The organism is Paractinoplanes ferrugineus (assembly GCF_016862195.1).
Lineage (GTDB): Bacteria > Actinomycetota > Actinomycetes > Mycobacteriales > Micromonosporaceae > Actinoplanes > Actinoplanes ferrugineus.
In genome coordinates this window covers 1-25,911 of record NZ_BOMM01000088.1, presented here as the reverse complement: position 1 = coordinate 25,911, position 25,911 = coordinate 1, and the positions used below count along the sequence as shown (strand labels likewise).

At 69.4% G+C, this 25,911-nt stretch carries 22 protein-coding genes; 11 read left to right on the top strand and 11 right to left on the bottom strand.

The genetic code is table 11. The features are described from left to right. Nucleotide 1: 1 nt before the first annotated feature. Complete coding sequence (locus Afe05nite_RS41400; protein WP_203822829.1) at nt 2-1,126, bottom strand: DegT/DnrJ/EryC1/StrS family aminotransferase; 1,125 nt, start codon at nt 1,124-1,126, stop codon at nt 2-4. Continuing rightward, a complete protein-coding gene (gene pseB, locus Afe05nite_RS41395) occupies nt 1,126-2,115 on the bottom strand; it encodes a UDP-N-acetylglucosamine 4,6-dehydratase (inverting) (protein ID WP_203822828.1) in 990 nt (329 codons plus the stop codon). Before pseB ends, Afe05nite_RS41400 begins: the two co-directional genes overlap by 1 nt. Before the next feature lie 187 nt (nt 2,116-2,302). Between pseB and Afe05nite_RS41390 the strand changes: the two genes are divergently transcribed. The 9 genes from Afe05nite_RS41390 to Afe05nite_RS41350 all read left to right on the top strand — a co-directional run bounded on the left by Afe05nite_RS41390 (nt 2,303) and on the right by Afe05nite_RS41350 (nt 13,271). Next, complete coding sequence (locus Afe05nite_RS41390; protein WP_203822827.1) at nt 2,303-2,548, top strand: acyl carrier protein; 246 nt, start codon at nt 2,303-2,305, stop codon at nt 2,546-2,548. Next, on the top strand, nt 2,541-3,278 hold the full coding sequence (locus tag Afe05nite_RS41385) for an SDR family NAD(P)-dependent oxidoreductase (protein WP_203822826.1): 738 nt from the start codon (nt 2,541-2,543) through the stop codon (nt 3,276-3,278). Before Afe05nite_RS41390 ends, Afe05nite_RS41385 begins: the two co-directional genes overlap by 8 nt. Beyond that, nucleotides 3,275-4,507, top strand: coding sequence for an AMP-binding protein (locus Afe05nite_RS41380; protein WP_203822825.1), 1,233 nt, complete (start codon nt 3,275-3,277; stop codon nt 4,505-4,507). Before Afe05nite_RS41385 ends, Afe05nite_RS41380 begins: the two co-directional genes overlap by 4 nt. Next, entirely contained in the window at nt 4,504-5,538 is a 1,035-nt protein-coding gene (locus Afe05nite_RS41375) for a LuxE/PaaK family acyltransferase (RefSeq protein WP_203822824.1), read from the top strand. Before Afe05nite_RS41380 ends, Afe05nite_RS41375 begins: the two co-directional genes overlap by 4 nt. Continuing rightward, nucleotides 5,535-6,725, top strand: a complete 1,191-nt coding sequence (locus Afe05nite_RS41370) for an acyl-CoA reductase (RefSeq protein WP_438869774.1) — start codon at nt 5,535-5,537, stop codon at nt 6,723-6,725. Before Afe05nite_RS41375 ends, Afe05nite_RS41370 begins: the two co-directional genes overlap by 4 nt. Nucleotides 6,726-6,817: 92 nt before the next feature. Beyond that, entirely contained in the window at nt 6,818-8,131 is a 1,314-nt protein-coding gene (locus tag Afe05nite_RS41365) for a sensor histidine kinase (protein ID WP_203822823.1), read from the top strand. A 28-nt stretch (nt 8,132-8,159) separates the two neighbouring features. Beyond that, the gene (locus tag Afe05nite_RS41360; RefSeq protein WP_203822822.1) at nt 8,160-8,804 is read left to right on the top strand and encodes a LuxR C-terminal-related transcriptional regulator; all 645 of its coding nucleotides are present in this window, start codon (nt 8,160-8,162) and stop codon (nt 8,802-8,804) included. A gap of 71 nt (nt 8,805-8,875) precedes the next feature. Next, nucleotides 8,876-11,056, top strand: coding sequence for an MMPL family transporter (locus Afe05nite_RS41355; protein ID WP_203822821.1), 2,181 nt, complete (start codon nt 8,876-8,878; stop codon nt 11,054-11,056). Nucleotides 11,057-11,414: 358 nt separating this feature from the next. After that, the gene (locus Afe05nite_RS41350; protein ID WP_203822820.1) at nt 11,415-13,271 is read left to right on the top strand and encodes a class I SAM-dependent methyltransferase; all 1,857 of its coding nucleotides are present in this window, start codon (nt 11,415-11,417) and stop codon (nt 13,269-13,271) included. Here the strand turns inward: Afe05nite_RS41350 and pseI are convergent. Both pseI and Afe05nite_RS41340 read right to left on the bottom strand, forming a co-directional pair. Continuing rightward, nucleotides 13,268-14,296 (bottom strand): pseudaminic acid synthase, encoded by a 1,029-nt coding sequence (gene pseI / locus Afe05nite_RS41345; protein ID WP_203822819.1) that lies wholly within the window; start codon nt 14,294-14,296, stop codon nt 13,268-13,270. The two genes, Afe05nite_RS41350 and pseI, sit on opposite strands and share 4 nt — an antisense overlap. Then, nucleotides 14,289-14,744: a GNAT family N-acetyltransferase gene (locus tag Afe05nite_RS41340; protein ID WP_203822842.1), complete on the bottom strand. Its 456-nt coding sequence runs from the start codon at nt 14,742-14,744 to the stop codon at nt 14,289-14,291. The genes pseI and Afe05nite_RS41340 overlap by 8 nt, the downstream gene beginning before the upstream one ends. A gap of 148 nt (nt 14,745-14,892) precedes the next feature. Here Afe05nite_RS41340 and Afe05nite_RS41335 point away from each other — a divergent pair, with 148 nt between their 5' ends. Beyond that, nucleotides 14,893-17,100: a putative bifunctional diguanylate cyclase/phosphodiesterase gene (locus Afe05nite_RS41335; protein ID WP_239118605.1), complete on the top strand. Its 2,208-nt coding sequence runs from the start codon at nt 14,893-14,895 to the stop codon at nt 17,098-17,100. 18 nt (nt 17,101-17,118) lie between these two features. Here Afe05nite_RS41335 and Afe05nite_RS41330 read toward each other — a convergent pair whose 3' ends face one another. The 7 genes from Afe05nite_RS41330 to Afe05nite_RS41300 all read right to left on the bottom strand — a co-directional run bounded on the left by Afe05nite_RS41330 (nt 17,119) and on the right by Afe05nite_RS41300 (nt 23,387). Beyond that, nucleotides 17,119-17,409 carry a hypothetical protein gene (locus tag Afe05nite_RS41330; RefSeq protein WP_203822817.1) on the bottom strand — a complete coding sequence of 97 codons (291 nt, stop codon included), beginning with the start codon at nt 17,407-17,409 and terminating at the stop codon, nt 17,119-17,121. Further along, nucleotides 17,409-17,780, bottom strand: coding sequence for a hypothetical protein (locus tag Afe05nite_RS41325; RefSeq protein WP_203822816.1), 372 nt, complete (start codon nt 17,778-17,780; stop codon nt 17,409-17,411). Before Afe05nite_RS41325 ends, Afe05nite_RS41330 begins: the two co-directional genes overlap by 1 nt. 21 nt (nt 17,781-17,801) lie before the next feature. Next, nucleotides 17,802-19,343, bottom strand: a complete 1,542-nt coding sequence (locus tag Afe05nite_RS41320) for an APC family permease (protein WP_239118604.1) — start codon at nt 19,341-19,343, stop codon at nt 17,802-17,804. Between the two features lie 123 nt (nt 19,344-19,466). After that, nucleotides 19,467-20,282, bottom strand: a complete 816-nt coding sequence (locus Afe05nite_RS41315) for a carbohydrate ABC transporter permease (RefSeq protein ID WP_203822815.1) — start codon at nt 20,280-20,282, stop codon at nt 19,467-19,469. Then, complete coding sequence (locus Afe05nite_RS41310) at nt 20,279-21,208, bottom strand: carbohydrate ABC transporter permease (RefSeq protein WP_203822814.1); 930 nt, start codon at nt 21,206-21,208, stop codon at nt 20,279-20,281. The genes Afe05nite_RS41315 and Afe05nite_RS41310 overlap by 4 nt, the downstream gene beginning before the upstream one ends. Continuing rightward, nucleotides 21,208-22,575, bottom strand: coding sequence for an ABC transporter substrate-binding protein (locus Afe05nite_RS41305; RefSeq protein ID WP_203822813.1), 1,368 nt, complete (start codon nt 22,573-22,575; stop codon nt 21,208-21,210). The genes Afe05nite_RS41310 and Afe05nite_RS41305 overlap by 1 nt, the downstream gene beginning before the upstream one ends. Nucleotides 22,576-22,625: 50 nt before the next feature. Beyond that, entirely contained in the window at nt 22,626-23,387 is a 762-nt protein-coding gene (locus tag Afe05nite_RS41300; protein ID WP_203822812.1) for a DeoR/GlpR family DNA-binding transcription regulator, read from the bottom strand. A 257-nt stretch (nt 23,388-23,644) separates the two neighbouring features. On the opposite strand from Afe05nite_RS41300, the gene Afe05nite_RS41295 reads away from it, so the two are divergent. Then, nucleotides 23,645-25,891, top strand: coding sequence for a putative bifunctional diguanylate cyclase/phosphodiesterase (locus Afe05nite_RS41295; protein WP_239118603.1), 2,247 nt, complete (start codon nt 23,645-23,647; stop codon nt 25,889-25,891). The last annotated feature ends 20 nt before the right edge of the window (nt 25,892-25,911 follow it).

Genomic DNA, 25,911 nt, shown 5'->3' with positions numbered 1-25,911 from the left:
ACTAGCTCCCGAGGATGTTCCGCAAGGCCTCCACGACCCGGTCCTGGTCGGCGTCGGTCAGGCCTACGAAGAGGGGCAACGACAGCTGTTCAGCGTAGAACGCCTCGGCCACCGGACACATGCCGCGCTGGTAGCCGAGGTCCTCGTAGACCGGGTGCCAGTAGACCGGGATGTAGTTGACCTGCACCCCGATCCCGGCTTCGCGCATCCGGTCGTAGACCTCGCGCCGCCGGCCGTCGAGGACGCGCACCGGGTAGAGGTGGCGCATCGGGTCGACGCCCTCGCGCTGCACCGGGAGCCGCAGGCCGGGCACGTCGCCGAGGAGCTCGTCGTAGCGCGCGGTGAGCCGCTGCCGTTCCGCCTTGAAGCCGGCGAGCCGGGCCAGCTGCGAGCTGCCGAGCGCGCAGAGCAGGTCGGGCAGCCGGAAGTTCAGGCCGAACGACTGCACCTCGTAGAACCAGCCGCCCTCGTCGGGGTGCCGGAGCTTGTCCTGGTCGCGGACCATGCCGATGTTGCGGAAGGTACGCGCGCGGGCGAGCAGGTCGGCCCGGGTGGAGGCGACCGCGCCGCCCTCGGCGGTGGTCAGGTTCTTGGTCGGGAAGAACGAGAACGTGGTCAGGTCGGCGAGCGTGCCGACCGGACGACCGTGGTAGGTCGACCCGATCGCGTGGGCCGCGTCGCCGATCGTCACCGCCCCGACCCGCTCGGCGATCTTGCGGAGGGCGTCGTACTCGGCCGGGTGGCCGGCGTAGTCGACCGCCGTGATCGCCTTGGTGCGCGGGGTGACCACGGCCTCGACCGCGGCCGGGTCGAGGTTGGCGGTCTCGTCCTCGACGTCCGCGAAGATCACCTTTGCGCCGAAGAGGTTGGCGCCCGACGCAGTCGCCACGAACGTCATCGGCGTGGTGACGACCTCGTCCCCGGGGCCGACGCCGGCCGCCGCGTAGGCGGCGTGCAACGCGGTCGTGCCGTTGGTGACGGTCACCGCCGGGGCGCCGGCGACGGCCTCGATGTCGGCCTCGAACTGGGCGACCCGCGGGCCGGTGGTCAGCCAGTCGCTGCCGAGCGCGGCCACCACCGCGTCGACGTCCGACTGGTCGATGGACTGCCGACCGTACGGCAGCATCAGTTCTTCTCCTCCGCGGCGATGAGCTCGCGCATGTCCTCGATCGTCAGCCAGAGGTCGTTGTTGTCGGAGCGGTAGTTGAAGCCGTCGGCGACCTCCTCGCCGCCGGCCGGGGTCTCGTAGCCCCAGGTGGCGACGACCGGCTGCACGACGTAGCGGTCCGGGAAGCGCAGCGTGCGACGGCTGTCGTCGGCGGCGATCATTTCCTCGTGCAGCTTCTCGCCGGGACGGATGCCGGTCTCGTGGGTCGGCGAGCCGGGCGCGACGGCCTCGACCAGGTCCATGATCCGCATGCTCGGGATGCGCGGCACGAACAGCTCGCCGCCGTTCATCACGTCGAACGAGTCGACCACGAACTTCACCGCCGCCGGGAGGGTGATCCAGAAGCGGGTCATCCGCTTGTCGGTGATCGGCAGGCTCTTGCCCTGGGCGACCAGGTTGCGGAACAGCGGGACGACCGAGCCACGGCTGCCCATCACGTTGCCGTAACGAACCACGGCGAAGCGGGTCGTGTGGGTGGCGGCGTAGTGGTTGCCGGCGATGAACGACTTGTCGGCGACCAGCTTGGTGGCGCCGTACAGGTTGATCGGGCTGGACGCCTTGTCGGTGGAGAGGGCCACGACCTTCTTCACCCCGGCGTCGATGCAGGCGTCGATCACGTTCTGCGAGCCGTTGATGTTGGTGGCCACGAACTCCGAGGGGTTGTACTCGGCGGTGTCGACCTGCTTGAGGGCGGCCGCGTGGATCACGTAGTCGACGCCGTGCATGGCGCGGGCCAGACGGTCCTTGTCGCGGATGTCGCCGAGGAAGAAGCGCAGGCGCTTGTCGTCGCCGAACATCTGGCGGACCTCGTACTGCTTCAGCTCGTCCCGGGAGAAGACGACGATGCGCTTGGGGTCCAGGTTGTCGAGGGCGTAGCGGAGGAACGCCTTGCCGAAGGACCCGGTGGCACCGGTGACCAAGATCGAGGATCCGCTGAGTACAGACACGTTTGAGCTCCCGAGGGGTGGGCAGGGGGCAGTACGGCCGGAAGCATAGTCAGCTTCGTGGGCTTTAACAGGGTAGACGTAAAAGGACAACACTCGTTCACGGCGTGTTGGGGCCGGGTTGGTCTTGTTGACCACGAACCTGTAAGAAGGTAGGAGGCCTCTGTCTACCCCACCCTGGAGCCCCATCGTGAGCACTCTGCAGCAACTGCGGGAAGCTTTCCGCACCGCCCTGGACCTTCCGGCGGATGCGCCCGTGGACGATCTGCAGTATCAGGACAACGAGAAGTGGGACTCCCTGGCCCATATGTCGCTGATCGCGGCCCTCGAGGACGAGTTCGGCGTCATGATCGACACAGATGACGTGATCAACCTGTCGAGCTTCCAGGAAGCCATCAAGATTCTCGGTAAGTACGGGGTTGACATCAGTGAGTGATCGGGTCGCTCTCGTAACGGGGGCTTCCCGCGGCATCGGTCGCGCCACCGCCACCAAACTGGCCGAGCGCGGTTACGACCTGGTGCTGCACGGTCACGGTGCGGCAGCGGTCGCCGGGGTCGCCACCGAGCTGGCCGACAAGTTCGGTGTGACTACTTTCACGGGCAGCGGTGACATCTCCGACCCCGCCACCAGCAAGGCCCTCATGCAGTTGGCCTTCAGCCACTTCAAGCGGCTCGACGCCCTGGTGGTCAACGCCGGCACGCACGCGGCCGGGATGCTCGGCATGACCGACGACGCCACGATCCAACGCCTGTTCGCGGTGAACTCGGCCGGTGCGGCATACACGTTGCGGGGCGCGGCCCGGTTGCTCGCCCGCGGGCGTACGCCATCAGTTGTCCTGGTGTCGTCGATCACCGCCAGTCGCGGCATCGCCGGCCAGGCCGTCTACGCCGCGTCGAAGGCCGCCGTGGCGGCCCTGGCCCGGTCGGCCGCCAAGGAGTTCGGGCCGCAGGGCATCCGGGTCAACGCGGTCGAGCCCGGCTTCATCGGCACCGACATGCTCGACTCGCTCGACGAGAAGGGACGCGCCGAGCGGATCGGCGACACCGCGCTGGGCCGCCTGGGCGAGGCCGACGAGGTCGCCGACGTGATCGCTTTCCTCCTCTCCGAGCAGGCCCGGTTCGTGACCGGCCAGGTGCTGGGAGTCGATGGGGGATTGACGCTGTGAACCTGCTTCACCCCGGTGCGCGCGTGATCGACGCCGCGACCGGCTCGACGCTGTCCGAAGCCGATGTCGCGGCCGCCGCCGAGGCGTTGGCGGGGGAAAAAGGCGCGGTGGTCTTCCACCCGATTTCGACCACTATCGCGGACATCGCGCGTTATCTGGCCGCGGTGCGGCTCGGCCGGCCGGTCGTTCTTCTCGACCCCGACGGCGACAACGCGCACTGGTCCGAGCGCTTCGCGACCGACGAGGTGCACCCCGATCTCGCGCTGCTGCTCACCACCAGCGGCTCGACCGGCAACCCCAAGCTGGTGCGGCTCTCCGCCGAGGCGGTGCGCAGCAACGCCGAGCAGATCGCCGACGTGCTCGACATCGGTCCCGACGACGTGGCGATCACGACGCTGCCGCTCTTCTACTCGTACGGCATGTCGGTGCTCAACTCGCACCTGGTGCGTGGCGCCACCGTGATCCTCGAGCGCACCGGCATCATGCAACGCGACTTCTGGACCGCCGCGGTCGAGCACCACGTGACGTCGATGGCGTTCGTGCCGTACCAGTACGAGATGCTCCGCCGGCTGCGCTTCGACCCGGCGAAATACCCCTCGCTGCGCAAGCTCACCCAGGCCGGCGGCCGGTTGCGTACCGACCTGGTCACCGACTTCAGCGAACGGATGGCGACGGTCGGCGGCTCGCTCTACGTGATGTACGGCCAGACCGAGGCGGCACCCCGGATGGCCACCCTGCCGCCCGCGCGGCTGGCCGAGAAACTCGGCTCGGTCGGGGTCGCGCTGCCCGGCGGCCACTTCGAGATCTCGGCCGACGGGGAGGTCCTCTACCACGGGCCGAACGTCATGATGGGCTACGCCGACACCGCCGCCGATCTGGCCAGGGGCGACGAGATGGGTGGCGTGCTGCACACCGGTGATCTCGGTCGCGTCGACGACGAGGGATTCCTGTTCATCACCGGCCGGATCAAGCGGCTGGGCAAGGTCTTCGGCGTCCGGATCAACCTCGACGACGTGGAGAAACACTTCCCGGTCACGGCCATCGACGGCGGCGACAAGCTTGTCGCGTTCGCGCTCGACGCCACCGCCGACGAGGTCCGCGAGCTGCGCACCAAGATCTCCGAGTGGCTCGGGACACACTCCTCCGGTGTCGTGGTGCGTAGCATCGAAGCCCTGCCGCTGCTGCCCAACGGCAAGGTTGATTACCGCGCCCTGGAGTCGTCGCTGTGAGTGTGTTCACCCTTCCGCAGGCCGAGAAGGAAGAGGTGCTCCTGACGGAGCTCTCCGCCCTGACCGAGCACCACCGCCGGAACTCCGAGCCGTACGCCCGGATCCTGGCGGCGTCCGGGTTCGAGAAGGCCGACTCCGTCGCCGAGCTGCCCTGGCTACCGGTCCGGTTGTTCAAGAGCCTCGAGCTCAAGAGCATCCCGGACGACGAGGTCTTCAAGGTCCTCACGTCCAGCGGCACCACCGGCGAGGTCAGCCGGATCTACCTCGACAAGCACGCGGCCGCCGAGCAGACCCGCCGGCTCGGGGCCACCGTGCAGACCGTCCTGGGCCCCAAGCGACTGCCGATGCTGCTGGTCGACACCAAGGCGATGCTCAAGGACCGCAAGTCGTTCTCGGCCCGCGGCGCCGGTGTGCTCGGCATGTCGACCTTCGGCCGCGACCACGTGTGGGCGCTCGACAACGACGGCGTCGTCGACCTCGACGCGATCCGCGGCTTCCTCGACAAGCACGGTGACGCGCCGTTCCTGATCTTCGGCTTCACCTTCCTGGTCTGGCTGCACCTCTACGAGGTCGCCCGGGACAACGGGCTCGACCTCTCGAACGGCATCCTGATCCACTCCGGTGGCTGGAAGAAGCTGATCGACCAGGCCGTCTCGCCCGACGAGTTCCGGGCGCGGCTGGCCGGCGTCGGGCTCACCAACGTGCACAACTACTACGGCATGGTCGAGCAGATCGGCACGGTCTTCCTCGAAGGCCCGTCCGGTGGCTCGCTCTACTGCCCCGACTTCGCCGACGTCATCGTGCGCGACCCGATCACGTGGCGGGAGTTGCCGCCGGGCGAGACCGGGCTGCTCGAGGTGATCAGCACGCTGCCGACGTCGTACCCCGGTCATGTGCTGCTGACCGAGGACCTGGGCGTGGTGCACGGCGTGGACGACGGAGACTGGCCCGGCAAGCGCTTCTCGGTCCTCGGCCGGCTGCCGCGGGCCGAGGCTCGGGGCTGCTCCGACACCTACCGGGAGGCGGCGTGATCCAGTACCGATTCGGCGATTCGTCAGTCGACCTGACCGCGCCCGTCGAGGACCGGCTGACCGTCGGTGACCCGCGCGTCCTCGACTTCCTCGCCAAGGTCGCCCGCAAGCTGCTCGCCCCGGCCGTCGCCCGGCGACACCCCGAGCTGGGCTCACTCGGCTTCTTCCTGCGGCCCGCCGAGCTCAACCGGGCCGTCGCGCGCATGCAGCGCGACGACGCGGTCGTCTTCCCGCGCGGCAACGTCTTCCATGTGCCGCCGGCGAACGTCGACACCATCTTCGTCTACTCGTGGGCGCTGTCCGCGCTGGCCGGAAACCACAACGTCGTACGCATCTCGGAGCGCTCCGCCGCCGCTGCGGACACCATCCTGGCCGCCCTCAACGAGGTGCTCGCCGACGCCGACCCGGTGATCGGCCGCACCCAGCGCATGATCACTTATGGCCGGGACAACGCGATCACCGCGGCCCTGAGTCAGTGGTGCGACCTGCGCGTCATCTGGGGCGGCGACGCGGCGGTCGAGGCGATCCGGAAGAACCCGCTGCGGCCGTCGGCCCGCGACCTGACTTTCCCGGACCGTACGTCGTGGGCGGCGATCTCGGCCGACGGCTGGCGGGCCGCCACCCCGGCGTCGAGGCGGGACGCGGTCGTCGGCTTCAGCAACGACGCCTACTGGTTCGACCAGGCCGCGTGTTCCTCGCCGCGGACCGTTTTCCTGGTCGGTTCGCAGACGTCCGACGTGCGGGCCGAGTTCATCGAGCTGCTGCTCGAAGTGGTCGACCAGCGGGGCTGGGCGGTCGACGCGGCCATGGCGGTGGAGAAGCGGGTCAACGCGTACGAGATGGCCGCGACCGGCGCGATCTCGGCGATGGAGTTCCCGAAGAACTCGGTGACCGCGATGTCGCTGACCGCCGTACCGTCCGCGCCCCGGCGCTGGATCGGCGCCGGCGCCTTCCCGTTCGCCGAGGTCGGCTCGCTGCTCGAGCTGGTCCCGGCGATGAACCGGCAGGACCAGACGTTCAGCCACTTCGGGTTCGGCCTCGACCAGCTCCGCGAGTTCGCGCTCGCGCTGGGCGGCCGGGGCGTCGACCGGATCGTGCCGTTCGGCCAGGCGCTGACCTTCAGCGCGATCTGGGACGGCTACGACCTGCCGAGCGAGTTCACCAGGCTCACCACCATCGCGGCCTGAGGTTCGCCCGACCCTTAGTAGGGTTAGCCCTACTGCCGATCGGGGCGGCAGCGGGATCGGATGGGAGGCCGCCGATGCCTAGCGTTCAAGGCATGACAACGACCCACGCCGAGGCAGCCGCCGCACCCGCTCACCGAGGTGGGTTCCTGCGCCAGCTGGGCATCGACACGCAATACGTTCTGCTGGGTTTCCCGCTCGGGATCATCGCGATCGTGCTGAGCATGACGCTGTTCTGGCTCGGCGTCGGCACGATGATCATCTGGATCGGCCTGCCCATTCTGTTCGGCACCATGTACGTGGCGCGCGGCCTGGCCACGGTCGAACGAGCCCGGCTCGGCCCGGTGTTCGGCAGGCAGTTCCCGCACCCCTATTACAAGTCCAAGCCGGGCGCCGGTCCGATCGCCAGGCTGTTCACCCCGCTCACCGATGGGCAGAGCTGGTTCGACCTGCTGCACGCCATGTTCCGCTTCATCCCGAGCACCATCTCGTTCGCCCTGGTGGTGGCCTGGTGGTCGGGCGCGCTCGGCGGCCTGAGCTGGGGGCTGTGGGGCTGGTCGCTGCCGAACGGGCCGGACGACCAGGACCTGCCCGAGTTGCTGGGCTTCGACGGCGGCTACGGCACCAAGGTCTCGCTCTACCTGGCCGCGGGCGTCTTCTTCCTCGGCACCCTGTACTGGGTCGTGCGGGGGGCGGCACTGCTCGAGGCGTACTTCGCGAAGGGTCTGCTCTGCGGGATCCACGACCTGCGCCGGCAGGTGGCCGCGGCGAACGAGGCCCGCGAGGTCGCCCAGCAGCAGAAGGCCGCCGCCGTCTCGGCCGAGGCGACCGCCCTGCGCAAGCTCGAACGGGACATCCACGACGGGCCGCAGCAGCGCCTCGTCCGCCTCGCCATGGATCTGGGCCGGGCCGAGCAGCAGTTCGCCACCGACCCCGACGCGGCCCGGGCCACCGTCGCCGAAGCGCTCAGCCAGACCCGGGAGACGCTCGACGAGTTGCGCGCCCTGTCCCGGGGCATCGCCCCGCCGATCCTGGTCGACCGCGGCCTGCAGGCCGCGCTGACCGCGCTCGCCGGCCGCTGCACCATCCCGGTCGACCTGGACGCGCCGCGGTTCGAACGGCTCGACCCGGCCGTCGAGTCGACCGCCTATTTCGTGGTCGCCGAGTCGCTGACCAACGTGGCGAAGCACAGCCACGCCAGCGAAGTCCAGGTGAGCGTGCAGCGGGCGGCGGGCGGCCTGCTTGTCGAGGTCTCCGACGACGGTGTCGGCGGAGCCAGTCTGGCCAAGGGGCACGGCCTGGCCGGCCTCGACGACCGGGTCCGAGCGGCCGGCGGCGTGCTGCATGTCGAGAGCCCGGTCGGCGGGGGGACGCGGCTCACTGCTGCGTTGCCCCTCCAAGGCACCTGAGACACCGCGAATCTGACAGCATGGCGGCATGCGGGTGGTGATTGCCGATGACGCGGTGCTGTTGCGTGAGGGCTTGATAAGGCTCGTCGAGGAGAACGGCCACACGGTGGTGGCGGCCGTCGGCGACGGGCCTTCGCTCGTGTCCGCGATCGTCGAGCACCGGCCCGAAGTGTCCATCGTGGACGTCCGGATGCCGCCCACGCACACCGACGAGGGGTTGCGGGCCGCCGTCGAGGCGCGGTCCAAGGTCCCGGGCACCCCCATCCTGGTCCTTTCCCAGTACGTCGAGGTGTCGTACGCCGATGACCTGCTGGCCGACCGCGCGGGTGGGGTCGGCTATCTGCTCAAGGACCGGGTGTCGCAGATCGCGGAGTTCCTCGACGGCCTGCGCCGGGTCGCCGCCGGCGGCACCGTGCTCGACCCCGAGGTGGTCGGCCAGCTGCTGGTCCGCCGGCGCCGCGACGACCCGCTGAGCAGCCTCACCCCGCGCGAGCGCGAGGTGCTGAGGTTCATGGCCGAGGGCATGTCGAACGCCGCGATCGCCCGCAAGATGGTGGTCACCGACGGCGCGGTGGAGAAGCACGTGCGCAACATCTTCACGAAACTCGACCTGCACCAGGACGAGGAGCAGCACCGGCGGGTGCTGGCGGTGCTGGCCTACCTCCAGGGGTAGGGCTAGCACCACCCTGAAGACGGCAGCCTGCCCCATCGAGACTGAGCGCCCCGAAAAATAGCGTCTTCCCCATGCGGAATACGGAAGACGTAAAGGGGATCGCGGCACGGGCCGCGATGTGGAGCGCCCGCCATCGGACGCTCGCGATACTTGGCTGGATCGCCTTCGTGGTCGGCGTGACCATCCTCAGCGGGCAGATCGGCACCCGGGATGCGGTCGACTCCGACTACGGCCACGGCGACTCGGGCCGGGCCGATCACATCGTCGATCAGGCCGGGTTCCCGGTGCGGCCGGCCGGCGAGATGGTCATCGTGCAGAACCGGGCCGGCGCCGACCGGAAAGCCGCGATCGCCGACCTGACCCGGCAGCTGACCGCGACCAGCGACGTGACCGGCGTGCAGCCGGCGATCGAGTCGCCCGACAAGCGGTCGTCGCTCGTCACGTTCAGCATCGGTGGCGATCCGGAGACCGCCAAGGAGCGGGTCCAGCCGGCCCTCGACACGGTCGCCCGGGTGCAGGCCGCACACGCCGATCTCTACATCGCCGAGGGTGGCGACGCCAGCGCCGACAAGCTGATCGGGGACGACCTCGACCGGGGGCTCAGCCGGTTGGGGATGCTGTCCATCCCGGTCACCCTGGGCATCCTGCTCGTCGCCTTCGGCGCGGTGGTGTCGGCGCTGCTGCCGGTCCTGCTCGCGGTCACCGCGGTGGTGGCCGCGATCGGGCTGCTCGCGGCGGCCAGCCGGCTGGCTCCGGCGGACGAGACGACGATGCACGTGATGCTGCTGGTCGGCCTGGCGGTGGGGGTCGACTACTGCCTGTTCTACATCCGTCGGGAACGCGACGAGCGCCGTGCCGGGGCGGACGCGCACCGCGCCCTGGTGATCGCGGCGCAGACCTCGGGCCGGTCGATCTGGGTCTCCGGCCTCACCGTGATCGTGGCGATGGCGGGCATGTTCATCACCTTCGACACGACGTTCGTGAGTTTCGCGGTCGGCACCATCCTGGTGGTCGCGACGACCATGCTGGGCTCGCTCACCGTGCTGCCGGCCATGCTGTCGGCGCTCGGTGACCGGGTCGACGCGATCAAGATTCCCGGGTTGTACAGGCGGCGCAGCGAAGGCCGGCTGTTGTCCGGCTTCCTCCGGCTGGTGCTGGCCAAGCCGCTGCTCTCGGCGATCGTCGCGGTCGGTGCGCTGGCCGTGATCGCGTCCCCGGTGGTCGACCTGCGGACCAAGGGTCAGGGCATCGAGGATCTGCCGCCCAAGGCGCCGGTCGTGCAGGCCTTCAAGGCGATCGACGGGGCCTTCCCGAGCAAGACGTCACCGGCCCAGGTGGTGATCGAGGCGGCCACCGTCAAGGGCGGCCAGTTCGACAAGCAGTTGGCGGCCTTCGAGACCGCGGTCACCAAGAGCGGTGGGGCCCTCAGCGGGCCGGTGGAGGTGCGGGTCAACCCGGCCGGCACGGTGGCGGTGGTGTCGGTGGGCCTGGTCGGCAAGGATGCGCTCGACACCTTGCGCGGAAGCGTCGTGCCGGCCACATTCGGTTCCCTGGCCGGAGCGACCGCCCTGGTCAGTGGTGAGATGGCGGTCAACGCCGACTTCAACGCCCGGCTCGACGCGAGTCTGCCCTGGGTGTTCGGCTTCGTGCTCGGCCTGGCCTTCATCCTGCTGCTGGTGTCGTTCCGCTCGGTGGTGGTCGCGATCACCGGAGTGGTGCTCAACCTGCTCTCGGTGGCGGCCGCCTACGGCATGCTGGTCTGGGTCTTCCAGTACGGCCACTTCGAGGAGCGGCTGCAGTTCGAGGCGGCCGACGGGCTGATCAACTGGATGCCGCTGTTCCTCTTCATCATCCTGTTCGGCCTGTCGATGGACTATCACGTCTTCGTCCTGAGCCGCATCCGTGAGGGATATGACCGGGGCCTGTCGACCAAGCAGGCGGTGCGCGAGGGCATCGGCCGCACGGCCGGCGTCATCACCAGCGCGGCGGTCGTGATGGTGGCGGTGTTCGCGCTGTTCGCGACGCTTCCGCTGGCCTCGACCAAGCAGCTCGGCGTCGGCCTGGCGGCGGCGGTCCTGCTGGACGCGACGATCATCCGGGCGGTGCTGCTGCCGGCCGTGATGGCCCTGCTCGGGGAGAAGAACTGGTGGCTGCCCCGCTGGCTGGGGTGGCTGCCGCAGATCGCCCACGAGCCGCCGGCCCAGCCGGTCGGCCCGGCGCCGAGCGAGCCGGAGCTGGCCGGGGTTGCTTGATCCATCGAACGGAAGCCGGCCCGACGCGTAATGGGGGCATATCTCGCGCCGGGCCGGCGCCCTGCTGCCCGGGGCAGTCGTGGCGGCGCCTGACCCCGGGACGTGATCTGAGGACGATTCACGTTGTGCGGCGTCCAATGTAGGTGACAGTCGCAAGCGTTCCCTGTTCAGAACCCAGTTAAGGTGATCAAGCACACGGTGCTGGTCCAGCTGACAAACCCGGCAATCGATTGATGCCTCTGAAAACCCGAAAATTTACTCTTCGGTGGTACCTTTCCCGGTCGGCCTGACGGGGCGGCGTCCCGGGCGGAAACGTGACGTAGTGTCGAGTCGCCCGCCACCAGTGAGAGGCAGAAGCATGTCGGACACCGCTGCTCTGGTACCTGCCAAGGGCACGGACTACGCCGCCGCCCTGGCTGCTCCGCCGGTGTCCAACCTGCGGCGCGTCGGTGACGAGATGTTCTCGTGGACCGACGCCGACCCGGCCCGCGGTCCCGAACGACCCACCGGCGCCCTGCTGCGTCACCTGGCCGGCCAGTTCGCCGGCCCCGGCCGCAGCGTGCTGGTCGCCGGCCCGCACGCCGACGACCTGGTCGCGGCCCTGGTCGACGGCGGCGCCAAGGTGTTCTGGCTGTTGCGCTCGCTCGGCGACGCGCAGAACGCCGCGCACGCTCACCCGCGGGCCACCGTGCTGGCCGGGGCGCTCGTCCGGCTCGACCCCGAGCAGCGCTTCGACCTGGTCCTGGCGGCCGACGGCGTCGACCGGCTCAACTCCGCCGAGGGTGACCAGATGTCGGCCGGTGAGCTGCTGGACCGGCTGGCCGCGGCGGTCCGCCCCGACGGGGTGCTCCTGCTCGCCCATGACAATCACCTCGGCGTGCATCACACCGTGCGGCTCGACCCGGGCGCCCGGGAGGCCACCGACGCGGCGTGGTACCCGGTGGACGACCACGATCCGCACCGCCCCGCCTCCAGCGAGCAGCTGATTGATCGGCTGACCGCGGCGGGTCTGCTGGTCGATGTCAGCTATGCCGCGTTCCCCGAGCCGTCGGCGCCGACGATCCTGGTCGGGCCGGGCCTGCTCGGCAACGTCGACTCGCCGTTGCGTTCCCGGCTCGGCACCGCCCTCGCCCAGGTGTTCGCGGCCGGCTTCCGCGGCCGGGCGGTGCTCAGCGACCCGCGCCGCCTGGTCCACCGGGCCCTGCGGGCCGGCGCGGAGAACACCGTCGCACCGTCGTGGCTGGTCATCGCGCGTGCGCCGGGGGTGAGTGCGACCCCCACCATCCAGGGCCGGGAGCTGCTGGTCGGGGACCGGCGCGGTTCTTTCACGTACGCGGTGAGCGCCGCCGGCGACGGCGAGGTCCGCACCGAGGTGCTCGAGCCGCTGACCGCGCCGATCGAACGCGAAGGCCTGCGCCGCATCGCCGAGCCGGCCGCCCCCGCCGCCGACGGGTTCGTGCTCGAGGAGCGCGTGCGGCACCTCGCCGCCACCGCCGACCTGACCGAGCTGCGCGCCGAGCTGAGCCGCTACGCGTCGTGGCTGGCCGAGCAGGCCGACGACGGCACCCTGACCGGCCCGGTTGCCCTGACTGGCCCGGTTGCCCTGGCCGGCCTGGCCGACGTGTTCGTCACGCCGTCCGGCCCGACGCTGCTGCCGACCCGCTGGGAGCCGATCGAGCCGGTGCCGCTGGAGACCGCGTTGGTCCGGGCGCTGTGGGAGTTCGCGGTGCAGCTGATCACCTCGGCCCAGCCGCACCCCTGGCCGATCAGCTCGAGCGCCGTCGACCTGACCGCCACCATGCTCGGCATGGTGGGCCGGGGCATCTCCGACGCCCAGGTCCGGGCGGCTGTCGAGCTGCACGTGCAGCGCGAGGCGGCCGAGTTCGAGCTCGGCCTGGCCGAGCAGCAGACGCTGCGGCTGCGGTTGCTGGCGGTCACGCCGGGCACCGCGCCCGTCGACGTCGAGGGCTTCCGGGAGCTGACCGAGGCGCTCTGGCGCCAGCGCTACCAGGCCAGTCACCTGCTCGCGCTGATGGAGTGGACCGAGACGATCATCCAGTCCCGGGACAACCAGCTCAGCAAGATGGAACGCGAGATCAAGTTCTACCGGAGCAAGTTCCCGGGCAAGGCGATGGTGCTCGCCCGGGAGGCCTACCGGGTGGTGGGCCGCGACGGCCGCAAATTTCTCCGCGGCCGTCGCGCCAAACGGGCCTAGATCAGGTCCCAGGTGAGCGGTGTGCCCTTGGCCGCGTCGCTGGTGAAGGTGCGGCCGAGCGCGAGGCCGATCGAGTCGGGCTCGAGCCCGCCGGTCGGCCGGATCGAGCGGACGTTCTCCGGGGTGACCTTGTCGCCGGCCTTCACGTCCGTCACGACGTAGAGCGAGCGGCGGAAGCGCAGGCCCTCCTTCTCGTGCTCGGTCGGGCCGATGTGCGTGGTGCCGAGCGCCTGCCAGGCCCGCTCCGACTCCACCCGCAGCAGCCGCAGCTCCTCCGGGTTCAGCGAGAACGCCGAGTCGACGCCGCCGTCCGCCCGGTCGAGCGTGAGGTGCTTCTCGATCAGGCACGCCCCGAACGCGACCGAGGCCACCGGCACGCCGATGCCCATCGTGTGGTCGGAGAGCCCGATCGGCACCTCGAGCATCTGGGCCAGCACCGGGATGCGGCGCAGGTTGGTCTCCTCGGGCGGCGCCGGGTAGGACGCGGTGCAGCTCAGCACGGTCACGTCGGTCGCGCCGGCGCCCTGGGCGGCTTCCACCGCGGCGGCGATCTCGCGGACCGAGGCCATCCCCGTCGAGATGATCACGGGCTTGCCGGTACTCGCGCAGAGCCGGATCAACGGCAGGTCGGTGATCTCCGAGGAGGCGATCTTGTACATCGGGGCGTCCAGCTTCTCCAGCAGGTCCACCGCGGTGCGGTCGAACGGGCTGGAGAACGCCTCGATGCCGCGCTCGCGCGCCCGCTCGAAGATCGGCTGGTGCCACTCCCACGGCGTGTGCGCACGCTCGTAGAGCTGGTAGAGGTACTCGCCGCCCCAGAGCTCGTGACCCTCGGAGATCTGGAACCGGGGGTGCTTGACGTCCACGGTCATCGTCTCGGCCGTGTAGGTCTGGATCTTGATCGCGTCGGCGCCGGCCTCCGCCGCCACGTCGACCAGCGACAGCGCGCGGTCGAGCGAGCCGTTGTGGTTACCGGACATCTCCGCGACGATGTACGGCCGCTTGTCGGGCCCGAACTTAGTCATCTTTGCCTCTCTCCGTCACGACGACGGTCTTCATGATGCCGTCGACGGAGCGCTCGTATCGACGGGTTTCCCGGAAGCCGAAGCGCCGGTGCAGTGCCAGGACCTGCTTGTTCTCCTCGAGGGTCTCGCCGTCGAGCCGTTGAAGGCCGAGCGTGCCGAAGGCGTACTCGATCGCCTCTTTTTCCAGCCGCATCCAGGCCGGCAGCATGCGCCGCCCGAGCCCCTCGGAATCGAGGTAGAACGACCAGGTCTCCCCGTTGAAGATTACGACGCCGGCCGGAGTGCCCTCATCCTCATAAATGAGAACATTTGTCCAATTCTTCTCCCACCAGGCCGCGTGCTCCTCCGGCCGGATCTCGTGCGTCGTGAGGCTGATCGCACGGACCGACGGGTGGTTGCGCCAGGGAAGGATCAGATCGCGTTCGGCGTACGCCGCGGGTCGTAGCACGTCAACAAAGTACAGCTCGGTGAATAGGAGCAGCGTCACAGGCCGTTTCCTCACCTCGCCGCCGCCCCCGCCGATCCAAGCCGGGCAGAAACCTGGTGAGGAGATTCGGATGACCCGTGCGCTGTGGTCCCGACTGCCGGGCGGGCGCATGTTGCGTGCGTCCGCGACGGTCACCGCGCTCGCGTTCCTGTTCCTGGTCGTCAACGCGATCCACCCGGTGCTGCCCTGGACGCTGGTGTGGCTGCCGGCGATGGCCGGGGCGGTCCTGATGACCGTCAACGTGCGGCGTACCGCTCGGACCGAGGGGATGCCACCACCGATCCGGCGGTTCTGGCGGCACGTCCACGTGGTCGCCGTGCTGGTCAGCCTGGGCACTCTCGCCGAGGCCGTGGACGCCGTCGCCACCGGTGGGTCGGCCCCGCACCTCGGGCTCGGTCAGGTGATCTTCGACGGTATCGCGGTCATCGTGACCATCTACGCGATGTTGCGACTGCCGTTCGGCAAGCAGGCCGGCGGTGATCTGTTCCGGATCGTCCTGGACGCCGGCACCGTCATGCTGGCCTGCGCGGTATTCGTCTGGCACTTCTCCACCAGGTACGCCTTCGGCGGCGACGACCCGGGCATCGTCTGGACCACGCTGGCCATCACGACGCTCGCCATGCTCGCCGTCTTCGCCGTCGCCAAGGTCCTGCTGACCTCCACGTCGTCGCAGCTGGACCGCAAGGCGATGCGGCTGATCGGGGTGGCGGTCGCGTTCGGCGCCGTCGGCCCCACCCTCCGGCCCCTGCTCCAGCCGATCGACCCGCACCTGTTCCCGGACATCGTCACCCTGCCGGCCGTGTTCTTCTTCGGGGCCTGGGCCGCCGAGAAACAACGGGCCATCGACTACGCGCCGCGCCGAGGCGTACGGGAGCCGCGTCGCCGTAGCTTCAGCGTCCTTCCCTATGTCGCGGTCGCCGCGGTCGATGCCCTGCTCCTGAGCGTCGCCCTGCCCGACGCCGCCCCCGACCGCCGGGTGATCGTGGTCAGCGCCGTGGCGCTGACCGCCCTCGTGGTGCTCCGTCAGATGACCGCGTTCGTCGACAACGGCCGGCTGCTGCGCCGCCTCGACCACGGCGCCACCCACGACGCGCTCACCCAGCTGCCCAACCGGGTGCTGTTCCACGAGCGCCTGCACAAGGCCCTGACCGCCCCCGACGGCCGGCCGGTCGCCGTCGCGCTCATCGACCTGGACGACTTCAAGGAGGTCAACGACACCCTCGGCCACGAGGTCGGCGACCTGTTGCTGATCGCGGTGGCCCAGCGGCTGGCCGGCTGCATCCGGGTCGAGGACACGGTCGCCCGGCTCGGCGGGGACGAGTTCGTCGTGGTGCTCGACGGCGCCACCCCGGAGGCCGCCGACCTGGCCGCCCGGCGCATGATCGAGGCGCTGAGCCGGCCGGTCCTGGCCGACGGCCACGAGCTGCCGATCCGGGCCAGCATCGGCATCGCCGACGGGCATGCCGGCGACGACCCGAGCCTCCTGCTGCGCCAGGCCGACATCGCGATGTACGCCGCCAAGATGGTCAACGGCACCGCGCACCTGCACTTCACGCCGGCCTTGGCCCAGCCCAGCGCGGACCACGCGCAGCTGGGCGACGAACTGCGCGAGGCGATCGACGACGACCAGCTCTACCTGCTCTACCAGCCGATCGTCGCGCTCCCGGACCGGCGCGTGCTCGGCGTCGAGGCGCTGGTGCGCTGGCGGCACCCGGAACACGGCACCATGCCGCCGCAGGCGTTCCTCCCGATCGCCGAGCGAACTGGCTTGATCGTGCCGCTCGACCGGTGGGTGCTGCGTGCCGCGGTGCGCCAGCTGTCCGCCTGGGATGCCGATCTGGCCCTCAACCTCAACGTCTCGGCCCGGGATCTCCGCGAGCCCGGCTTCGCCGATTCGGTGGGGGTGGTCCTCGACGAGTACGGCATCGAGCCCCACCGCCTCACCCTGGAGGCGCCCGCGATGGACCCGGCGGAGTCCTGTCCGAGCGTGTCCGAGTTGCGGTCGATGGGGGTGCGGGTGGCGCTCGGCACCGGCGATTCCTCGCTGGCCATGCTCGCCGACCTGCCCGTCGACGAGCTGAAACTGGACAGCTCGTTCACCCGGGCCGAGCCCGGCCGCGCACCGATCGCCGCCACGGTCCTGACCGTCGCGCACAGCCTCGGCCTGACCGCGGTGGCCGAGGGTGTCGAAACTCCCGACCAGGCCACCCGCCTGCAGGATCTGGGCTACGAGTCGGCTCAGGGCTTCTACTTCGCGCACCCGCTGCCGCCCGAGAAGTTCGAGGAGCTCCTGACCGGTACGGCCCTCGCGGCGTGATCCCCGATCCCGGGCCGGTCAGTAGGTGAGCGCGATCAGCTCTCTCAGCTCGGCGACGGCGGCCTCCGGCAGTTCGCGTTCGGCGGCGCGCAGCAGGTCGGCGCGCAGCAGTTGGTAGATCTCCGACTGGGCCTCGTACGGCAGGTCGGGAATCCACAGGCTGCCCAGGTTCTCCTCGACGACGGTGCGCAGCCACTCGGCCGTGGTGGGGTCGGTGAGGCGGGGGATCAGGTATTCCAGGGTCCAGTCGAAGAGGCCGCCGGAGGACTGCCAGTCGCGGCCGGGGCGGACCATGATCAGCGCGGCCATCAGTGCCCCAGGGTGAAGACGCGCGGGGCCAGCCGGTGGGTGGCGATGAACAGTTCGATTACCTCGATCTGGGCGGGGGCGAACAGGGAGACGTCCACCGGCACGAATTGTGCCTTATTGAGATGTAGCAGGATCTGCTGCGAGAAGCGGCGCCATTGTTGCTCGAAGCGGAACGCGGAGAACGGGCCGACCGCGTCGTAGGAGACGCCGAACTCGTCGAACCAGTCGGCCCGAGACCAACGCGGCGCCCGGGTCAGTCGTACCCCGAGCGCCGCTTCGATCCGTAGTGCCGTCTCCGCCTCGTTGTGGCGATAGCGGCCGGTGGCCGTGTCCATGCCAAGCGCATGAAAGCGATCGATGTCGAGAAGCATGGCCGACCTCCCGGATAAGACTCAGCGATCGACTCGCTCGGGTCGGTGAGCTCCCGGTTCGCGCTGTCGCGGCACCCGGGAGATCTTGGTCTGCGGCTTGGCCGGCGGGGTGACCACGACGGGTTTTCCGCCCTGGCCCAGACCCGCGTAATCGACCGGCCGACGGCCGCGCAACGCGGCGCCGTGTAGCAGTCCGATCCCGCCCACCGCGGCGAGACCGAGGGGCACGGACCAGACCAGAGCCGACTCCGGCGGCACCGCGAGCAGCTCCGGAATGTTCCGGAAAGCGAGGTAGCCGAGGGTGCCCAGGGCCACTGTGGACAGAATCGGGGCGAGGAAACGGCCCCACGTGCCCTCGCCGTTGGGCACGCGGTTGAAGTGCAACAGCGCGGCGAGCGCGGTGGCCAGCAGCACGACCAGGATGCCGAGGCCGCCGATCGCGGTGAGCCGATGGGCGAGGACGGACGGCGTGCGCACCCCGGCCAGGTACGCGGCGAGCAGGGCGCCGAGGCTGAGCGCGGAGGCCACCAGCGAGGCGTTGCGGGGGGCCGCGGTGCGGTGGGCGGTGCGGGCCAGGAAGGCGGGCATCGCGCGTTCGCGGCCCATCGCGTAGAGGTAGCGGGACATCGCGTTGTGCAGGGCGAGCGCGGCCGCGACCAGCGCGGCGACCAGCACGATGCGCCCGGCGGTCACGGCCCACGGCGCCAGCCGGGCGGCGGCGAGATCGAACACCAGCTCCGAGCCACGCGCGCCGGCCAGCGGTCCGACGTCGCGCACCCCGGCGCCGACGCTCACCGACCACGACCCCACGGCGAAGAGCAGACCCACGACCCCGATCGACGCGTACGCCGCATAGCCCGCCTCCCGACGAGGGCGCATCGTCTCCTCGGCATAGGTACCGGCCGTCTCGAAACCGACGAACGCCAGCACCCCGACCGCGAGCAGCAGGCCGAGGGCGGGCCGATCGACCGCGCCGGACGGCAGGATCGCGTCGGCGTCGAGGTGACCGGTGGCCGGTTTGAGCACGTTGGCGGTGGCGAACCCGGCCACCACCGCGAGCTCGGCCAGCACGAGCAGGGCCAGCAGCCCGCTGGCGACCTCGATGCGGATGTTGCTGAGCAGCGCGACCAGCGACCAGCAGATCGCGGCGACCAGCCACCACGGCGCCTCGACGTCGAACCAGCTGTGCAGCAGCGGGGCGGCCGCGACCCCGGCGACGCCGTAGAGCCCGAGCTGGATCGCGAGGTACGAGGCGAGAGCGAGCCAGGCCGAGGCGAGGCCGGCGGGGCGGCCGAGACCCCTCGAGACGTACGCGTACATCGCACCCGCGTAGGGAGCACGATGGACCATCGCCGAGTAGGCGCTGGCGAACACCAGCAGCAGGATCGTGATGCCCGCGAAGGACAGCGGGACGAGCGGCCCGCCGCCTCGGGCGAAGGCGGCGGGCACGACACTCGTCAGGACAGCGATCGGCGCGGTCGCGGCGAGCGCGAAGAACGTGACGGCGGCCGCGCCGATGCGGCCTGTGGCGAGGGTGTGCGGCAACTCATCCTGCGGTCCCACAGATCCATTGAGCCTGATCCGGAGCCCTCTGACAACTACCCGTATCGTTTCACTCACTTTCGGTCAGAGGGTTGGCACAAAGGACTGTTGACCTTACGGTTCAATGGGCATTCGGCTACGCCCTCACTTGACGGCACCCATCGACAGGCCGCGGACCAACTTGTTCTGCGCCAGCCACCCGGCGATCAGCACCGGCAGCGACACCAGCGTCGCGGCGGCGCACAACCTCGCCAGGAACAGGCCCTCCGAGGAGATGAAGCCGACCAGGAAGATCGGGGCGGTGCCGGCGTTGGTGGCGGTCAGGTTGACCGCCAGGAAGAACTCGTTCCAGGCGAAGATGAAACAGATCAGCGCGGTGGCGGCGAGTCCGGGCGAAACGATCGGCAGGATGATCCGGCGGATCGAGGTGAGCAGGCCGGCGCCGTCGACCTCGCCCGCTTCGAGCACCTCCCGCGGTACCTCCAGCAGGAACGACCGCATCATCCACACCGCCAGCGGCAGGTTCATCGACGTGTAGAGGATGACCATCGTCCAGACGTTGTCGAGCATGCCGAGGTGCTTGGCCAGCAGATAGACCGGCAGCAGCGCGGCCACGGCCGGCATCATCTTGGTGCTGATGAAGAAGAACAGACTGTCGGTCCATTTCGCGACCGGCTTCAGCGAGAGGGCGTACGCCGCGGGAGTGGCCAGCAGGATCACGAGCAGTGTCGAGAACAGACTGGCCATCAGCGAGTTGAGCAGGAACGGCGTGATGTTCCGATCGAAGATCTGCTCGTACTGGTGCAGGGTCGGGGTGAACGACCAGCTCGGCGGGTTGCTGGCGGCGGCCTGCTCCTGCTTGAAGCTGGTCAGCACCAGCCAGATCACCGGGAAGACGAAGACGATCCCGGCGATCCACGCGACGACGCCCCACACGGTGTGGCTCAGGCGGGCTCTCATCGGTTCTGCTCCATCCGGAAGAGGCTGGAGATGACCCGCAGCGCGAAGGTCGCCACGATGATCGTCAGGATCACCACGACGACACCGGCCGCGGACGCCTCGCCGTACTCGAACTTGCGGAACGTGGTCAGGTAGATCTCGTACGGCAGGTTGGTCGTCGCCGTGCCGGGACCGCCCTGCGTGATCGTGAAGATCGCGTCGAACGTGTTGACCAGGTAGATCGAGCCGAGCAGGGCCCCGAGCTCCAGATATTGCCGCAGGTGCGGGATGGTCATCCGGCGGAAGATCTGCCAGGCGTTGGCGCCGTCGACGCGGGCCGCCTCGATCACCTCGTGCGGCTGCGACTGCAGGCCGGCCAGCAGGATCAGCATCATGAACGGCGTCCACTGCCACACCAGCGTGGTGATCACGGCCGCCTTCGGATATGCCGAGATCCAGTCGGTGTTGCCGCCGAAAATGCCGTTGATCAGGCCGTACGCCGGGTTGAAGAGCGCGTGTTTCCAGAGGAGTGCGGCCGCCACCGGCATGATCAGGAACGGCGTGATGAGCAGGGTCCGCACGATCGACCGGCCGAAGAACGAACGGTCCAGCAGCAACGCGAGCGCCAGGCCGAGGATGATCGAGAAGAGCACCGCGCCCGCCGTCAGCAGCACCGTGTTGACCAGTGCCGACTGGAGCCGGGTGTCCTGGAAGACGGTGAGGTAGTTGTCCAGCCCGACGAACGGCCGGTCGCCCGGGCGCAGCGCGTTCCAGCTCAGCGTGGACAGGTAAAGCGTGTAGAGGAACGGCACCTGGGTCACGACCAGCGCGAAGATCAGCGCGGGTAGCAGTGGTGCCCGGCGCACCCAGCGGTCCTTGGCTCCGCCCCTGGCGGGCGGGACGGGCGCCTGGGTGCGCTCGTCCCGCCGGGCGGCCAGGATCGTCACTACTTCTTCTGCTTCGAGGCCACGTCTTCGGCCAGTTTCTGACCGTCGGCCAGCGCCTTGTCGACCGTGTTGCTGCCGGCGATCGACGCGCTCACCTCCTGCGAAACCTTGGTTCCGAGGTCGGCGAACTCGGGGATGCCGACGAACTGCACGCCCAGCGCGGGCCGCGGTTGCACGCCCGGGTTCTGCGGGTCGGCATGCTCGATCGAGCCGAGCGTGACATCCGCGAACGCGGCGGCCGACTCCTTGTACTCCGGGATCGCATAGGTCGAGGTGCGCTTGCCGGACGGCACCCGCGACCAGCCGAGCTTCTCGCCGACCAGCTTCTCGTAGTCCTTGCTGGTCGCCCACGAGATGAACTTCCACGAGGCGTCGGCCTTCTTGGTGGTCTTCGGCATCGCCCACGCCCAGGTCCACAGCCAGCCCGAGTATTCGGTCTTGTGCACCGGGGCGTACGCGTAGCCGACCTTGCCGGCGACCTTGCTCGCGTTCTTGTCCTCGAGCGTGCCGGCGGCCGACGTGGCGTCGTACCACATGGCGGCCTTGCCCTGGCCGAACGTGTTCAGGCACTCGGTGAAGCCGGCCTGCGGGGCGCCCGACTCGCCGTGCTTCTTGACCAGGTCGACGTAGAACTGGGTGGCCGCGGTGAACTCGGGGGAGTTGACCTTCGGGGTCCAGTCCTTCTCGAACCAGGTACCGCCGTACGTGTTGACCACGGTCGTCAGCGGCGCGAACAGTTCGCCCCAGCCGGGCAGGCCGCGCAGGCAGATGCCGGCGACGCCCTTGCCCTTGTCGTCGAGCTTGGCGGCGAAGTCGGCGACCTGTGCCCACGTCGGGTGCTCGGGCATGGTCAGGCCCTTGGCTGCGAAGAGTTCCTTGTTGTACATGAGGAACGACGACTCACCGTAGAACGGCGCCGCGTACATCTTGCCGTCCTCCCCGGTGAGCGACTGGACCATCGGCTTGAGCAGGTCACCGGCGTCGTAGGCGGAGTCGGCCTGGGCCTGCGTCGACAGCTCGTGCAGCCAGTTGTTCTTGGCCCAGATCGGCACCTCGTACGCCCCGACAGTCGCCACGTCGTACTGTCCGCCCTGGTTTGCGACGTCCTGGGTGACTTTGTCGCGAAGCTCGTTCTCCGGGAGGATCGTGAACTTCACGGTGATCCCGGTCTGCTTGGTGAAGTTCTCGGCGGTCAGCTTCTGGATGTCCTCCATCTGCGGGTTGCCGACCATCAGGGCGGTGATCGTCTTGTCACCGGAGTCGCCGCTTCCGCCGCCGGTCGAGCCGGCCCCGGAGCAGCCGGCGGTCAGCAGCAATAGGCCGGCCGCGGCGATGGCGAGCCATCTTTGCGGAGCTTTTTTGGGCATGAGGGATCCTCCGTTTTATTCGAAAACGGCTTGGGTTTCTTCGGAATTGCTCAGACGCGAATTACTTGAGGGCCGAGCCGGGCATAGCGATGGGCCTCGGAGATCGGGAGCGAGGTGTCGGTGACCAGGGACTCGAAATCAGATATCTCGGCGAAACGGCAGAACGTGCGGACCCCGAATTTGGTGTGTACGCCGACGAAGACGCGCCGGCGGGCGGCCCGTACGGCGTGGGCCTTGATGTCGGCGACCGCGGGATCGGGCGTGGTCAGACCGGCCTCCCTCGAGATCCCGTTCGCGCCGATGAAGGCCAGGTCGAGCACGAAGCCGGAGAGCATCCCGGCGGCCCAGTGGTCGACGGTGGCGAGCGTTCGGCCGCGGACCCGGCCGCCGAGCAGGAGAACCGTGGCCGGCGAGTTCGCGGCCAGCCAGGCCGCGGTGTTCAGTGAGGCGGTGACCACCGTGAGCGGGCGGTCGGTGGGTAGCGCCTCGGCGATCAATTGCGGGGTGAAGCCCTCGTCGATGAAGATCGTCTCGGCGTCCCCGAGCAGGCTCGCCGCGGTGGCCGCGATCCGCCGTTTCTCCGGCACCCCACGCGTGGTGCGGATAGCCAGATCGGTCTCGAACTTGGCGGTCTCCACCGGGTACGCACCGCCGTGCGTACGCCGGAGCAGGCCGTGTTTCTCCAACCGTCGCAGATCGCGGCGAATGGTTTCGGCGGAGACGTCCAACTCGGTGGCCAGTTTGGCGACATTCACCTCTCCGTGCCGGCGGGCCAGCGCGACGATCTGATGCTGTCGCTCCTCCCCATTCACCGCGCCCCCCTTGTCCAGATCAACCGTGGACTATTTGTAACACCGGAGAAACGTGTGGCCCGTATCACCATCCAGGCAAGTTAGTTGGGTGATTGCCCGGTTGGCCATCAACGGCTTGCAATACTTTTCCCCCGTTAACTGGGCAAGATCGACAAAACGACTGCCCGTTTGCCGGTGAAGTCCGACCGTTTCGTGACCGAGGTTGTGTGACCGGGCTTCTCCTCAGGAACCGCCCGATCCGGCCGACATTGCATCCCGTGCAAGCGACTCAGCAACTGACGGAGTTCCTGTCCGTCGTCGCCGACCGGCCCGACAGCCCGGCGGTGCAACGTGCGGCCGTCAACTGTGCCGCCCGTGCTCTCCAGGCCGACCTGGCCGTCCTGCTCATCGACGAGGGCGTGGCCGCCGTCGTCGGACTGGCCGCGGACGACGTACCCGTCTATGCCCTCGCCGGCCGGCCCGGGTCGATCGACGTCGCCGGCCATCGCTATGCCCTCACCTATGCCGAGATCGGGGGCGAAGCCCCGGCGCGACTCGTCCTCGGTCGCCTGCTCCCCGACGGCCTCGCGTTCAGCGCCGCCGAAGTGACCCTGTTGCGCAACATGGCGCGGGTCTTCCAGCTCAGCCTCAACTCGCTGCACATGCTGGCGAGCGAGCGGCGCTACGCCGAGGAGAACGACCGACTGCTCGACTCGCTGCAGAAGCGGCAACTGCTGTTCGAGAAGCTCACCGAGGTGCAGCGGGCGATCGCCCGGCGGTCCCCCCTCAACAAGATCCTCGAAACCGTCACGCACGCCGCCCGTGAACTGCTCGACGTCGAGATGGCCAGCCTCAATCTGGTCGACCGCGACGACCCGACGACCGGCTTGATGGTCGCGTCCAGCGGGGTGCCCGAGGAACTCGCCAAGCAGGCCGACCGGCTGCCGCTGACCGCCGGTGGCATCTCCGGCCTGGCCATCCTCGGTGACGAACTGGTGCTGGTCGAGGACTACCAGTCGTGCCCGATCGCCATGCCGGCCATGACCAAGGCGCACCTGCGCTCGGTGATGGCCGCCCCCGTGCACGAGAACGGCGTCGCGGTCGGCAGCCTCACCGTCGGCATGTACAGCGAGTCCCGGGAATGGGACAAGTCCGCCCAGGAGATGCTGCTGGCGTTTGCCGAGCACATCAGCCTCGCGATCACCGACGCGCGCACCTTCGAGGCGATGAACCTGGCGTTCCTCGACTCGCTCACCGGGCTGCCCAGCCGCTCCCTCTTCCAGACCCGGATGGAGGAAGCCCTCGCCGCCGACTCGGGCGGTCTCGCCGTCCTGTTCATCGACCTCGACCGCTTCAAGATGATCAACGACTCACTCGGCCACGGTGCCGGTGACCAACTGCTCGCCGGGGTGGCCGACCGGATCCGCGCCTGCCTGCGCGACGACGACGTGGCGGCTCGGCTCGGCGGGGACGAGTTCGCGATCCTTCTCCCGGGCCTGGTCGACGTCACCGAGGCGGAGCCGATCGCCGTCCGGCTGCTCCACCAGCTGCGGGCGCCGTTCGACCTCAACGGCGCCGAGGCGTACATCAGCGCCAGCATCGGCATCGCCTACGGCGAGCCCGGCCAACTCGGCGCGCAGGAGTTGATGGTCGACGCCGACCTCGCGATGTACCAGGCGAAGAAGCACGGCAAGGACAAGTACGAGATGTTCGAGCCGGCCATGCGGGAAGCCTTCCAGGCCACCATCGACCTGGAGAGCGACCTGCGCCGCGCGATCGTCCGGCACGAGTTCGAGTTGCGTTACCAGCCGATCGTCCAGCTCAGCACCGGCGAGATCACCGGCGTCGAGGCCCTGATCCGCTGGCTGCACCCGATCCGCGGGATCATCCCGCCGGTCGAGTTCATCCCGCTCGCCGAGGAAACCGGCATGATCGTGCCGATCGGCGAATGGGTGCTGCGCGAGGCCACCATGCGCATCGCGGAATGGAACGCCCGCCGCGCCGACCGTCCACTGACGGTGAGCGTGAACGTCTCCGCCGTCCAACTCGAGCTCACCGTCCTGCCGGACGTCGTGCGGTCCGCGCTCGACGCGGCCGGCCTGCCGGCCGACCGCCTCACCCTGGAACTCACCGAGAGTCTCCTGGTGGACCACCGCCCGGCGACGCTGGACCGCCTGCATGCGATCAAAGCTCTGGGTGTACGCCTGGCCATCGACGACTTCGGTACGGGTTATTCGTCGCTCGCCTACCTGCGGCAGTTCCCGGTCGACATCATCAAGATCGACAAGTCCTTCGTGGACGACGTGGTCGACGAGCCCACCGCGGCCGCCCTCACCCACGGCATCATCCAGCTGGGCCGAGCCCTGCAGCTGTCCACGATCGCCGAGGGCATCGAACACGCGGGTCAGCTCACCTCGCTGGCGGGCGGCAACTGCGAGCTGGGCCAGGGCTACTACTTCGCCGAGCCGCTGACCCAGGTCGCCCTCGACGACCTGCTGTTCCCGGTGCGGGTGCCCGAGGAGTGATTCCGGCTCGTCCGCTCAGC